We start from the raw sequence: 13,445 nt of genomic DNA, 5'->3' as shown, positions 1-13,445 counted from the left end.
TTTCTTATTTTTGATACTATCATTTGATACTATCATGAAGCCTACTTACGAAATCACTTCAGAAATATTAAGACTTATTATGGCCATTGCTCAAAAAATAGGAGAAGTAAATGCCAAATATTTAATTAAGCAAAATCCAACACTGAGGAAACAAAATCAGATTAAAACCATTTACTTCTCCTTAAATATAGAAGGTAACACCTTATCTGAGGAGCAAATAACTTCTATTATCGAGAACAAAAGGGTGGTTGGCCCAGAGAAAGATATCCGAGAGGTAGTTAATGCTATCGAAGTTTATCAGAAAATTAAAAGTTATAATTACCAATCGGAAAAACATTTTTTAAAAGCCCATCAAACTTTACTAGATCACCTCATTTTAGATAACGGAAAATACAGAAATAAAAGTGTAGGGATAGTAAAGGCAAGTAAGGTAGCTCATTTGGCACCGCCTTATACTAATGTCCCTTATTTAATGAAAGACCTTTTCGAATACCTAAAGGACTCCTCCGAACTAACACTAATTAAAAGCTGTGTGTTTCATTATGAAATGGAATTCATACACCCTTTCATAGATGGAAACGGCAGAATGGGAAGGCTTTGGCAAACACTAATTTTAATGAGCGAATATCCTGTTTTTGAGTTTCTACCTTTCGAAACGCTCATTTCAAAAAATCAATCGGATTACTACCAAACATTATCGATGTGCGATAAAGAGGGAAAATCAACAAAATTTATCGAATATATGCTAAATATCATTGACCTGTCTCTATTAAGGCTATTGGAAAATTCAACTAAAAGATTAAATACGACGGAGAGATTAGCCTTATTTTTAGAAAACTATACTACAGTATTTACTAGAAAGGACTACATGAAATATTTTAGTGAATTATCTACTGCAACTGCCAGCAGAGATCTTCACCATGGAGTGGTAATAGGTGCGTTGAAAAAGATAGGAGATAAAAAAACAAGCATCTATCAAAAAAACTAAACAGCTCTATAAATTTGATTCAAGTTTCTGCCCAAACCATCGTAATCTAAGCCATATCCCACTACAAATTCATTAGGGATTTCGAAACCAATATAGTTAAGCTCATTGATTTCTTCTTTCAATGCATCTGGCTTAAATAATAAAGTGCAAACGGAGACAGACGCAGGCTCTTGTTCGTAGATTTTTGAGAGAATGTATTTCATGGTTAAACCACTGTCGATAATATCTTCGACAACAACGATATCTCTGCCTTTGAGATTTTGGGGCATACCTAAGGCATCTTTAACCATTCCAGTACTGCTTGTACCATGGTAAGAAGCTATTTTGATGAATTCAGTTTCGCAGGCTAAATCTATTTCTTTCATCAAATCTGCCAAGAAAAGAAAACTGCCATTAAGCACCCCAATAAATAAAGGGTTTCTGTTTTCGTAATCTACATTAAGCTGTATAGCCATTAAGCGAATACGTTTGGCGATGGTTTCTTCTTCCAGAAAAAGCTCGAACTCTTTGTTATGAACGCTGATGTTAGTTTCCATTTTTCTCTTGCTCCTTCTGTCTTCTGCGCTCTTCGCGGCGTTCTTGTCTCAGTTGTTTTTTTTTTTTTGTAGTATCGGCAGCTGGTTGCACTTTAGTGGTATCTTTTTTTGCTGCGCCTCCAAACAGTCTATCGAACAAGTTTTTCGACTTATCCTGCATACCTTCTGGGGTCATCATATCATCTTCACCAATATCAACTGCATTGGTATCTATGGTAGTAGAATCTGGCAGCAAGTATTGCCTTAAACCTTCACGCAAGCGCACGTTATAAAACCCATAACCTGTGCTATCTGACGTTGCCAATCCACGACGAGCCATGATGTTACCAATATATCTAAAATAAGGTAACAGATAGCCTTTTAGCGAACCATTACTCATAAATTTGTAAAGCGCTACTTTCGGTTTAGGCACAATGTTCGCCAAGAAAATACCTTCACCTATAGTTAATTCTGATGGACTTTTACCGAAGTAATGTCTTGATGCCTCTCCAATACCATACACATTGTTGCCCATCTCAATAATATTAAAGTAAACCTCCAGCATCCGAGACTTGCTCACCAAACGGTTATTCTCTATGAGCCAAACAATCAGGATTTCTTCTGCTTTACGTACCAATGTTTTCTTTCTACTTAGGAATACATTTTTAACCAACTGCATAGAAATGGTACTTCCGCCTCGTTTAAATTTTTTCTCCTTAAAGTTTACTGCGATAGATTTACGGATTGATTCTTCCACAAAACCCTTATGCCTGAAAAACGAAGGGTCTTCGGCGGTTAACAAAGCGTTTTTAAAGTTCGGAGAAATATCATCCAGCCTCGTAAAATTAGGATTAGATGGACCGATGGTGATGTTCCTCATCGGTTTGCCATACTCGTAAGGTGTGTAAACGAAATCCGAATTGATTTTGGTAAGGTCTGTTTTTCCGAAATGAAGTACCTTAAAATCTGTCGGCGTTAGCGTAGAACTAAACTTTACACTATCGGGTAATGTCGTATCTAAATAAAAATCGAGATTGTATTTTAACTTTCCTTGTACTTTAATGCCATCTAAAGACTCGAACAAACCTACTGGAAAAGAATTAAATATAGCCTGTGCATCTTGCTCGGGAGCGTTCAGTTTCATCTCATAAATTTTATTAGGAGATAGCGTATATTTCAAGTAAGGATGAACTGAAGCATCACGCAGAAAAACCGTAGAAGTGCTATCCAGACATACAAAATTCGCCCCAATCAGCATATCAGCTTCAACCCTAGCATCAGGCACTACGATATCTTCCGCAGAAATACGAGGTTGGTTAATCAGTAAATTTTTGATAGCCCAAGAACCAGATATTTTATAATCTCCACCACTAAAACTAGCATCTTTCATCTGCGTTTTTACAGTATCGAAATTAACTTTAGTATGCAGTTTATTCTCCAGATACGGCAGCTCAACTTTCCTCCCATCTGCAAATAACATGACATCCAACTGCTTATCACTTGGGTCTAAATTTCCGTTAATATGCCAAACTGCTGCAGTATCATTTACTTTAATAGTCGATTTTAGCTCTCCGCCATCAATAGTTGCCGTAGTAGTTAAAAACTTTACAAAAGCAGTATCGTTATCGTTCAACTGCATCATGAAATTCTTGATTTCCATGTCATCGGGTATCTTGTAGAAAACCTGATTTAATAAGTTGTTAGCAATCTCGCTTAAATCGACTTTGCTTTTAGTGGTACTGCTGTCTTTCTTCTTTCTTTTAAGTATAAAATCGATGTTGGTTAGGGTATCTCGCAGTACGACATTCAGTTTACCTTCATTCAAAGTCACTTCTGATAATTTCACATCTCCAAACAATAGAGGCAATAGCTTTACTCCAACAGTGATGTCGTTGATCGTAGTTAATGTATCTCTGTCTTTAGGTACAACAGAAACTTTGTTCATGTGAACACTACTTAAACCGTTGAAACCGTATTCGCCGATTTTAACGTCCAATCCATAGTCTTTTTCGGCTTTAGCGATAGCTTTGGCTACCATTTTATTTAACAGTGCCTCTCGCTTACTATAAGCTATAGCTCCACCAGCCACGAACAAAAGCGCTAATACGCCTAAAACCCAGGCGCCAATTTTTAAATATTTCTTTGGTATCTTAATCTTCGGTAGCTGCATAAACCATCTCAAAATTACTGCTTTAACGCTCTAAAATGCGCCTCTAACATTTTCTAACAAACGCAAAAAACAATTGTTTATTCCGTGTTAAAATTACAACAAAAAGCTAGATACAAAATTATTTATAGTTATTGTTTAGTAATTTTGCGGAATGATAATTACCGAAGAAAATGTTTTAGCTGCACTTAGCCATGTAGAAGACCCAGATTTGAAAAAAGATCTGGTGACTTTAAAGATGATTAAGGACGTTAAAATTGAAGATAAAAAGGTTTCTTTTACGCTTGAACTAACTACTCCCGCCTGTCCGATGAAGGATATGCTAAAGAATGCCTGCATTAACGCAGTAAAGCATTTTGTAGATACTGAAGCAGAAATAGATATCAATATTACTTCGAAAGTAACCAAACCAGTGGATACTAGTCAGCTAAAAGCCATTAAGAATATCATCTTAATTTCTTCGGGTAAAGGTGGTGTCGGCAAATCTACCGTATCAAGCAATTTAGCAGTCACTTTAGCTGCAGACGGTGCTAAAGTAGGTCTAATTGATGCAGACATTTATGGTCCTTCGGTGCCAATTATGTTTGATCTAGTGGGTGCTAAACCTAGCGCTAGAGAAACCGAGGATGGAAAAACTTTAATTCTTCCGATAGAGAAATATGGCATTAAGTTGCTTTCTCTTGGCTTTTTCTCAGACCCAGACCAACCTGTGCCTTGGCGTGGCCCAATGGCTTCCAATGCAATTAAGCAACTTTTTAATGATGCCGACTGGGGAGAACTAGACTATTTACTGATTGATTTACCTCCAGGAACTGGTGATATACATATTACTATTTGCCAAAGTTTTCCAATTGCTGGCGCCGTGATTGTAACTACGCCGCAACAGGTTGCTCTTGCCGATACCACAAAGGGATTAAAGATGTTCAGCATGCCAGGGATTAATATTCCAGTTTTGGGCGTCGTGGAAAACATGGCTTATTTTACTCCAGAAGAGCTACCAGAAAATAAGTATTATATTTTCGGTAAAGATGGAGGCAAAGAATTAGCGCAACGTTTTGATGTGCCATTTTTGGGAGAAATACCATTGGTGCAAGGCATTACCGAAGCTGGCGATAAAGGTGCACCGATATCTTTGCAGACAGACCATCCTCAAGCCATTTCATTTAAAGAAATTGCAGGAAAAATTGCGCAACAGATTTCTATTCACAATGTGCAACCAATGGCTAATTGCTAAATTTTTACTACTTTTATATTTTAAAATATTACAACATGGATTTAACAGCACGAGTAGAGCAAGCTTTAGAAACTATCAGACCTTATTTGATAGCTGATGGGGGAAATGTGGCTATTGAAGAAATTACGGCAGACAACATTGTAAAAGTGAAATTATTGGGTAACTGTGGCTCATGTAAAATGAGTTTCATGACTATGAAAGCGGGCATTGAGCAAGCAATCATAAAAGCAGTACCTGAAATTAAAGCGGTAGAAGCAGTTGATTTAGCTGAGCAAGCGTAACACTTTTAACACATTTTAACCAAATAGAAACTCCATAGCATATACATTTGTTCTATTATTGTATTACAGATGAGATATTCGTTAGCCATCATATTATTGTTTTTTGTTAGCTCGGTTTTTGCTCAAGTTAAAAGCCCGCAAAACAAATTGGTTCAGTTTTCTGGTATTGTTACCGATGCTGATAGCAATATCGTTGTGCCCTATGTAACCATTACCAATCTTAGTAATAAGTTGCAGAAATATGCAGCCAATTATCAGGGTTTTTTCTCTTTTGTAGTTAATCCTGGTGATACGGTGATGTTTTCGGCTGTTGGATTTACCAGCAAAACATTAGTACTTCCTACTAATATTACCGACAATAAGTATACGGCGATGGTTCAAATCAAATCTGAAATTGTTTACTTGAAGACCGTAAGAGTTAATCCTTGGGCAACGGTGGAGGAGTTCAACAAAGATTTCCTTTCTTTAAAAGTAGCTGATGACGACATGGCTATTGCTAAGAAAAACCTTTCTCGTCAGAGTATTAATGGCATGAAACTAACCCTACCTAGGGATGCTGGAGAAATTAGCAACGCCAACTATCGTTATAATTTCGATAGAATGATGAACGTCAATATGCGCCAAACCAATCCGCTATTGAACCCATTTGCTTGGGGCAGGTTGATGCAGGAAATCTTCAATGGCGATAAAGCCAGAAGTTCTGAACAATAAAGCATCTCAAAAATGATTAAAAAGCTCTCTATCTCCATTTTTTGTTTTTCAGTTATAATTTTAAGTTTTTACGCTTGTAAAAAAGACGAACCTATCGAAAAAAGATTGACTGGTACTTGGGAGCTAAATAGAATATCTTTTTTGGAAACCAATGTTTCTATCCGTTAGATTCGTTCAGAAATTTAATTAATGTAAATCTTACATTGAACAGTGATTTTTCATTAACGAAACTGAAGATTTTGGAAAGTTTAGCTTCGGGCCTTTAGGTAGCGGTATTGTAGAAGATTATACAAATCCAAGAAATAACAACGCTCGATATTTAATAACCAGAAATTACGAAAAATACCATTATACTAGATATTCCATTTCTGGAGATTCTCTATCTTTCTATTTCAAATACCAGTACGCCAATTCATTAAGCGAAGAAAGACATAATAGAAAATACGTTTTAAAAGGTGATAAAGAACTCGATATTGAGCGTAGAGACTTATTGATTATCAATAAAAACATCCCAAATACTGGATATTCTCGAATAAAGTTATCTTATCTAAAAAGATAACTCTCTAACATTTTCAAAATATTTTTATTTCTCATGCAACAAAACTAAAGCTTTGCCGACTATCATATAGTTAGCAACAAAAACTATACGATTTATTTAATTCATATAGTTTTAAGAAATTAGTAGAATTAAGTTTTAAACCTTGCATCTGAGTATCTCTATAAACGAACAAGAATTGGTAAAACAATGTGTAGCCGGCGAAGAAAAAGGCTATGCAATGTTATACAACAAATATTCAAAGCGTATTTATCATGCTGTTTTTAGGGTGATGGGCAATACTGCCGAAAGTGAAGACATTGTACAAGAGGCTTTTTGCACTGCTTTTGAACAGATTGGTAATTTAAAAAACCAGAACAATTTTGAAGGTTGGGTAAAACGGATTGCTTTAAATCAAGCTATATCTGCCCTTCGGAAGAAAAAAATGGTTTTCGCAGATGACAGCCAATTAGAAACTGTTGCAGATGAAGAGGTCGATATTAGCGAAGAATTGCTTTTTCAGTGCCAAGTTGATGACATTAAAAAAGCAATAGCAGATTTACCCGATGGCTATAGAACAATTGTTTCCTTGCACTTATTTGAGGATATTGGGCAAGAAGAAATAGGCAGAATGCTCGGAATCAACCATACTACCGTACGTAGTCAGTACCACCGAGCAAAGAAAAAAATTTTTACAGCATTAAAAGATAAAGCATACTATGGAACGTGATTTTTTTAAGCAATACATCCAAGAGCACAAAGATGCTTTTGAGAATGAAGCTTTGCCTCCAAACATGCTAGGCAACATTCTAGGTAATTTAAAAGAGCGTGAAGAACTTAAGCTTCAAGCGCAAAATAAACGTAGGCTTACCTATACTTGGTTAGCGGTTGCATGCTCGTTGTTTCTGGCATTAGGTGCTTACTTATTTGTTTCTCAAGAGACCAAAGAATTAGCGCAACCTAATACACAGATTGCAACCAACATTCCAAATGCGATTGAACAACCTATAGTTTCTAAGAACGAAGAAGCTCCAATTATAGAAAATACAGCAGTTAAATCAACTAAACAGTTTGCGGCTCATCAGCCGACAGTAAATCCACATCAGGCAATATATGATGGCTTAGCAGATAGTCTTTCGGTTGCCAGTAGATTAGATGCGATTATCAAAGCTGGAACCTTAACATCGCTAAACGATAAATTGAAAACAGAATTATGTAGAGCCTTTGATAATGATGGAAATGACAATGTGAGATTGGCAGCGTTAGAAGTACTATCGAAATTTTCAAACGATAAATATATTCAAGAGCAGTTAATGGCTGGATTAAGCAAAGAAAAAGACCCAGTGGTACAACTAGAACTAATCAAGATAATGGGTAATAACAGCAACCCAGAAACTACCAATAAATTGATTGCAATGGCCAACAATCCTTTTACTGTAGAAGCTGTTAAAGAGCAGGTATATTATGCCTTATTAACGAACAATAATTAAACAAACAAATGAACAAGATAACATTTATAGCTTCAGCATTGCTTTTAACAGCAGTTCAAGCATTTGCCCAAAAAGAATTCAAAGTAGCAAAGAGCGGTGGAAAACTAGTCATAACCAACATTTCTAATTTAAGTGTAGAAGGTTACGATGGCAAGGATATTATTTTCTCTGCAACCAGCAAGGAGGAAAATAAGAACGATCCAAGAGCAGCGGGTTTAAGCGCACTAAGTAACGTTGGTTTCGATAATACAGGAATCGGCCTTAGCGTGACAGAAAAAGAAAGCATAACCTTAGTTTCCTCAATAGAAAAAGACCTTACCTTGAAAGTAAAACTTCCTAAGAATGTAGCCTTATCTTTTAAAACAACAGGTTTTGCTAATGGAGACTCCACCGTAATCACGTTAAGTAATATTCAGAGCGAAGTAGACGCGTCTACACAATACGAAAATGTTTCTCTTAAAAACGTTACCGGCCCCATTAGCCTTAAAACACTTTATGGCAATATAGAAGGGAAGCTAATGCCGTCTTTCAAAGGTCCAATCTCTTTGGTTTCTGTATATGGTTTTATTGATGTTACCGTACCAGAAAACACGAAAGCAGACATGTCCATAAATACTACTTATGAAACGTTGTATGCAGCTAAGGATCTTAAATTAGTAGTTGATGATAACCAACCTAAAGACATCAGTTCTTTACTTGCAGCTGTGGACACCAAAAGTGCATTAGTAATCACTACAGATGGTTCTTCGCCTGCAAAGGTTAAAGGCACGGGTTTTACCACAACTTCTACAGAAGCTTCAGCTACTGCTCCTTCTACCACCACGCTTACTGGAAAAAATAGCCAGTTAAAAAATAAAACAAATACCGTTACTAGTGATTATTCGTATACCTATACAACTAATGCTCCTTTATACTTCGGGTCTAGCAAAGGTACAGTGGTGAATGGAAAGCTAAACGGTGGCGGAGAAAAAATAATCCTAAAGTCTACTTACGGAAAAATCTATTTAAGAAAATAATTAAGCATACCAAACCAACTATCGGAAGATAGTGTCGAAAGGCAGCTAGCTTTTTTATTATATAGACATGCGCAAATATGCGGTTTTTTGCTTATCTTGTTTAAAAAACCTAACCAAAACCGCATATGAAAAAAATTTTACTCCTCGCAGCTATATTTTTACTGCAAATTACTGCATTTTCACAAAATCCAAAAAGAGAATTACGAGCCGTTTGGCTCACTACCCATCTCGGTTTAGATTGGCCTTCAAGCAGTAATTCATTGGCAAATCAAAAGGCTGCACTTAAAGCCATTCTAGACAGGCAAAAAAGCTTAGGAATGAATGCCATCTATTTTCAAGTAAGAAATATTGCAGACGCAATGTACCCATCAACTTTAGCGCCTTGGTCCAATACTTTCATGGGCACTTATGGTGTCAATACAAAATGGGGCAGTGAAGACCCTTTAAAGTTTGCTATAGATGAATGTCATGCAAGGGGAATGGAATTCCATGCTTGGTTAAATCCGTATAGAGCAGCTACTGCGGCAGCCAATATAGCTAGTTATCATAGTAGCCACAAAGCCGTAACGAACCCAGATTGGCTTTTAAATGAAGTCAATAGCTCTTCTACTTTAAGATACTTTAACCCTGCATTAAGTGATGTAAGAAATCATATAGATAATATTGTAAGAGAATTGGTAACAAATTACGATTTAGATGGAATACATTTTGACGACTATTTCTATTATGCCGGCATTGGAACTCAAGATGATGCTCAATTTGCCTCAGATTCTAGAGGATTTACAAACAGAAGTGACTGGAGACGTGATAATGTGACGTTACTAATACAACAAGTCAGCAATTCTATAAAGGCACTGAAGCCTTGGGTAAAATTTGGCATATCACCTTCCGGGATATATAGAAATAAACACAATTCAAATTTTCCGGAAGGGCCTGCAACTACTGGAGCAGAACATTATGTTACTCAACATGCTGACACAAAAAAATGGATGCAAGATGGCACTATAGATTATCTTATGCCACAAGTGTATTGGGCTTTCACCACTACTGCAGCTCCATTTGTAACAGTAAGTAATTGGTGGAACTCATATGCTTATCAGAGACATATGTACATCGGGCTAGCTACTTACAGAACCGCAGATGGCACGCCTTCCGCTTTTTCTGCAAATGAAATTTCTAATCAGATTAACCATCTACGGCAAAATGTACCGAACATTCAGGGGGTTGGGCATTTTAGAGCAAATTTCATCGTTCCTACTGGAGGAAATGGTGTAGGAGCTATGCTGCTAAGTAACCAATACAGCACTTTATCATTACCTCCTGTAATGCTTTGGATAGACAATAATGCCCCAGTAGAACCTACCAATTTAACATCAAACTTAGCTGCTGGAAAAACTCAACTCACTTGGACTGCTCCGGCAGCAACTACAGACGAACTACAAAAAGTGGTAAGGTATGCCGTTTATCGCTCTACTTCTCCAACCATAGATTATAATAATTCCTCCAACTTGATTGCAATTTTGCCAAGTACGGCTGTCAATTATACTGATAATACTGTAACGCCAGGCAGCGGAATAGCTTATTACTATGCAATAACATCTTTAGATAGAATTAGCAATGAAAGCGTTGCTAGCAATGTAGTACCAGATGCAGTTACGTTGCCTGTTAAATTGATCAACTTCGTAGCGAAGAAAGACAACAACCGAGTAAGACTTGAATGGTCTACTGCCAGCGAAATCAATAGTGACTATTTTCTAATTGAAAAAGCTGGATCCAATGGGATTTTCAATTACTTAGACAAACATAGTTCTGATTTAGAAAATACTACAACAATTAAAAGCTATTTAGCAATAGATAACAATCCTTTCAATGGCACCAACTATTATCGCCTAACACAAGTTGATAAAAATGGTGATATGTCTAAGCCTAAGTTTACTTCGGTAGATTTCAATGAACTAGTCGTAGTAAACGCAAAAGCATTTCCAAATCCTACGCAAAAAGATATCCACTTTAGTTTAGAGAATTTTAATGGAAAATCTATTAAAACAAAGTTGATTAATCTATATGGACAAATAGTTCACGAAGAAGAGTTCTACACACAAAATGGCGCTAATCAATACCAGTTGGGTATAAAAAATGAATTACCTAAAGGGCAATACATTCTAAATTTATCAGACAACAGGTTTAAGAAAAATATAAAACTAATTGTTCTATAATGCAAAAAGCCCCGATCAGTTCGGGGCTTTCATTTATCTTTTTTTATTCTGTCTCGGGTACTTCATCTTATAATCTCCTCGTATTTCTCCTTTAGAGATTTTATCCAGCTTACCTTTAATTAACTGTTTACGCAACAAATTAATTTTCTCAGTAAATAATTTCCCTTCGATATGATCATATTCATGTTGGATTACACGAGCTGCAAAACCAGAAACTTCCTCTTCATGTTTTTGCCAGTTTTCGTCATAGTAGCTAATCAAAATATTAGGTTTTCTGAACACTTCTTCTCTAATTTCTGGAATACTTAAACAACCTTCAGTAAATCCCCAAGGTTCGCCAGTCTCTTCCAAAATCTGCGCATTGATAAACACCTTTTTATATCGAGGTTCATCATCATTATCACTCGTATCAACCACAAACAATCGGATGGGCAAACCAACCTGAGGTGCAGCCAAACCGACGCCACTAGCATTATACATGGTTTCCCACATATTCTCTATTAGCTCATTCAAATTTGTATAATTTTCGTCTATGGGTTCGCAAACCTTCTTTAAAACTGGATCGCCATAGGCTACAATCGATAATTTCATTGTTTGTTCTTATATTTTATTCTATGGATGAGATAGGATAGACTTTAAAATCTCATCTTATATTACAAAGGTACTAATTTAAGGGCTAAGGTAAAATAACCGAAGCTCAGGAGAATGTCAATCTACGGGATTAAAAAGCAAACTAGTCCATTTACTTTCGTCAAAAACATCGTTGATAATCTCGGACATCTCCGAAACTGAAACCTGTCTTATTTTATCAAAAACAGTATTTAAACTGTCAATCTGATTATAATCAAGCAAGCTTTTAGCCATAGCGATAATCAACCCAATTCTATTTTCTTCTCCCAGAGCAATCTGCCCTATAAATTTATTTTTTGCCTTATGTAATTGTACTTCTGTTAAAGGCTTTTGCTTTAGTTTATTCATCTCCTTCTGAATAAGCTTCGTCGCCTTTTCTGTCTTCTCTTTATCTGTCCCAAAGTAAATAGCAAATATTCCAGTATCAGATAATGGACTATAAGCAGATTCAATCGTATACGCAATTCCATACTTCTCTCTCAATTGTAGATTTAATATAGAACTCATGCCATTGCCTCCAAAAAAATTATTTAGCAATAGCAGACCTGTTTTATGAGGATGATGTAGCGAATAAGTCTGCGTTCCCATCATACAATGACTTTGCGCTATTTGTTTATCCCTAATCTCATGCAAAGAAGGATTAACTATTGGAACTATCCTATTGATTAAACCTGTATTCTCGGGCACTTCAGAAAAATGTCTTTCTCCAATCTTAACAAGCTTGTTTAGCGAATAATTACCAACTACTGCTACTACAATTTGGTCTGTTTTATAGTTATTCTTAATGAAAGATTGAATATTTTTCTTAGACAAATCAGAAACTGTATCTGGCGTTCCTAAAATATTTCTACCAAATGAATGACCTCTAAATAAAATATCTTCAAAGTCATCATTTATTGCTTCTTCTGGTTGGTCCAAATAAGAGGCAATCTCATCAAGCACTACTCCTTTTTCCTTTTCCATTTCTTCCTCTGGAAAAGTAGAGTGAAAAACGATATCATTAAAAAGCTCTAAAGTCCTATCCAAATAGGGATGTAGAAATGATGCGTGAACACAAGTATACTCCTTGGTGGTGTAAGCGTTTAAATCCGCACCTACACTTTCCAATCTATTTAAAATTTGTGAGGTATTTCTTTTCTCAGTACGCTTGAAAATCAAATGCTCTATAAAATGAGCTAAGCCCATTTGCGCATCTTCTTCATCACGAGAACCAGCATTAATTAGTATACAAGCATGTGAGATTGCCGAAGCTACCGGTACATGCAATATACGTATGCCATTTTTAAGTGTATGTACGTTGTACTCCATAGAAGGCGCAAAGATACATATTGTTTTATCGTTAAAACGTTGAAATAATGTAAGGATATCCCTACATATTAATTATATATCCTCGTTGAAAAAGTAATTTTAAAGTGATATAACGAGGACTTTGTTAGAAACATAATATTAAGGGTTCAATTTTCTAGAGGCTTTATATGTACCCGCTCTTGAAATAGGGAAAACTAGTGCTAACAAGATGTTAGGGACATCCCACATCTGGCAGGGATTCGAATCTGTTATTTTCGGATCCACAAAAAAAGCCCCCCGACATTTCTGAAGGGGGGCTGTAGGTTTAGGCACCGACCTACTCTCCCACGTGTTACCGCAGTACCATCGGCTCGG

General features: G+C 36.3%; 12 protein-coding genes. 8 read left to right on the top strand and 4 right to left on the bottom strand.

Translation table 11 applies throughout. The features are described from left to right. Window positions 1-10 precede the first annotated feature (10 nt). A complete protein-coding gene (locus CRO54_RS19680; protein ID WP_218840077.1) occupies window positions 11-988 on the top strand; it encodes a Fic family protein in 978 nt (325 codons plus the stop codon). On the opposite strand, the gene hpt is transcribed toward CRO54_RS19680, so the two are convergent. Together hpt and CRO54_RS19670 are read right to left on the bottom strand one after the other, a co-directional pair. Next, a complete protein-coding gene (hpt, locus tag CRO54_RS19675; RefSeq protein ID WP_097133825.1) occupies window positions 985-1,524 on the bottom strand; it encodes a hypoxanthine phosphoribosyltransferase in 540 nt (179 codons plus the stop codon). The two genes, CRO54_RS19680 and hpt, sit on opposite strands and share 4 nt — an antisense overlap. Continuing rightward, window positions 1,514-3,673 carry a transglycosylase domain-containing protein gene (locus CRO54_RS19670; protein WP_097133824.1) on the bottom strand — a complete coding sequence of 720 codons (2,160 nt, stop codon included), beginning with the start codon at window positions 3,671-3,673 and terminating at the stop codon, window positions 1,514-1,516. The genes hpt and CRO54_RS19670 overlap by 11 nt, the downstream gene beginning before the upstream one ends. Window positions 3,674-3,824: 151 nt before the next feature. Here CRO54_RS19670 and CRO54_RS19665 point away from each other — a divergent pair, with 151 nt between their 5' ends. From CRO54_RS19665 to CRO54_RS19635, 7 genes are all read left to right on the top strand, one after another. Continuing rightward, on the top strand, window positions 3,825-4,904 hold the full coding sequence (locus CRO54_RS19665) for an Mrp/NBP35 family ATP-binding protein (RefSeq protein ID WP_171047975.1): 1,080 nt from the start codon (window positions 3,825-3,827) through the stop codon (window positions 4,902-4,904). A gap of 35 nt (window positions 4,905-4,939) precedes the next feature. Next, window positions 4,940-5,185: a NifU family protein gene (locus CRO54_RS19660; protein ID WP_097133823.1), complete on the top strand. Its 246-nt coding sequence runs from the start codon at window positions 4,940-4,942 to the stop codon at window positions 5,183-5,185. 69 nt (window positions 5,186-5,254) lie between these two features. After that, the gene (locus CRO54_RS19655; RefSeq protein ID WP_097133822.1) at window positions 5,255-5,896 is read left to right on the top strand and encodes a peptidase associated/transthyretin-like domain-containing protein; all 642 of its coding nucleotides are present in this window, start codon (window positions 5,255-5,257) and stop codon (window positions 5,894-5,896) included. A 701-nt stretch (window positions 5,897-6,597) separates the two neighbouring features. Further along, window positions 6,598-7,161: an RNA polymerase sigma factor gene (locus CRO54_RS19650; RefSeq protein WP_097133821.1), complete on the top strand. Its 564-nt coding sequence runs from the start codon at window positions 6,598-6,600 to the stop codon at window positions 7,159-7,161. Then, a complete protein-coding gene (locus CRO54_RS19645) occupies window positions 7,151-7,921 on the top strand; it encodes a HEAT repeat domain-containing protein (RefSeq protein WP_097133820.1) in 771 nt (256 codons plus the stop codon). The genes CRO54_RS19650 and CRO54_RS19645 overlap by 11 nt, the downstream gene beginning before the upstream one ends. Before the next feature lie 8 nt (window positions 7,922-7,929). Further along, complete coding sequence (locus tag CRO54_RS19640; RefSeq protein ID WP_097133819.1) at window positions 7,930-8,937, top strand: DUF4097 family beta strand repeat-containing protein; 1,008 nt, start codon at window positions 7,930-7,932, stop codon at window positions 8,935-8,937. A gap of 125 nt (window positions 8,938-9,062) precedes the next feature. Next, window positions 9,063-11,153 (top strand): family 10 glycosylhydrolase, encoded by a 2,091-nt coding sequence (locus CRO54_RS19635; RefSeq protein ID WP_097133818.1) that lies wholly within the window; start codon window positions 9,063-9,065, stop codon window positions 11,151-11,153. Between the two features lie 33 nt (window positions 11,154-11,186). On the opposite strand, the gene def is transcribed toward CRO54_RS19635, so the two are convergent. Together def and CRO54_RS19625 are read right to left on the bottom strand one after the other, a co-directional pair. Then, window positions 11,187-11,744, bottom strand: a complete 558-nt coding sequence (gene def / locus CRO54_RS19630) for a peptide deformylase (RefSeq protein WP_097133817.1) — start codon at window positions 11,742-11,744, stop codon at window positions 11,187-11,189. A gap of 117 nt (window positions 11,745-11,861) precedes the next feature. Further along, entirely contained in the window at window positions 11,862-13,091 is a 1,230-nt protein-coding gene (locus tag CRO54_RS19625) for a M16 family metallopeptidase (RefSeq protein WP_097133816.1), read from the bottom strand. Between the last annotated feature and the right edge of the window lie 354 nt (window positions 13,092-13,445).

The sequence above is a fragment of the Pedobacter xixiisoli genome, from assembly GCF_900215335.1.
GTDB classification, from domain to species: domain Bacteria; phylum Bacteroidota; class Bacteroidia; order Sphingobacteriales; family Sphingobacteriaceae; genus Pedobacter; species Pedobacter xixiisoli.
This window is presented reverse-complemented; position numbering and strand designations above follow the sequence as displayed.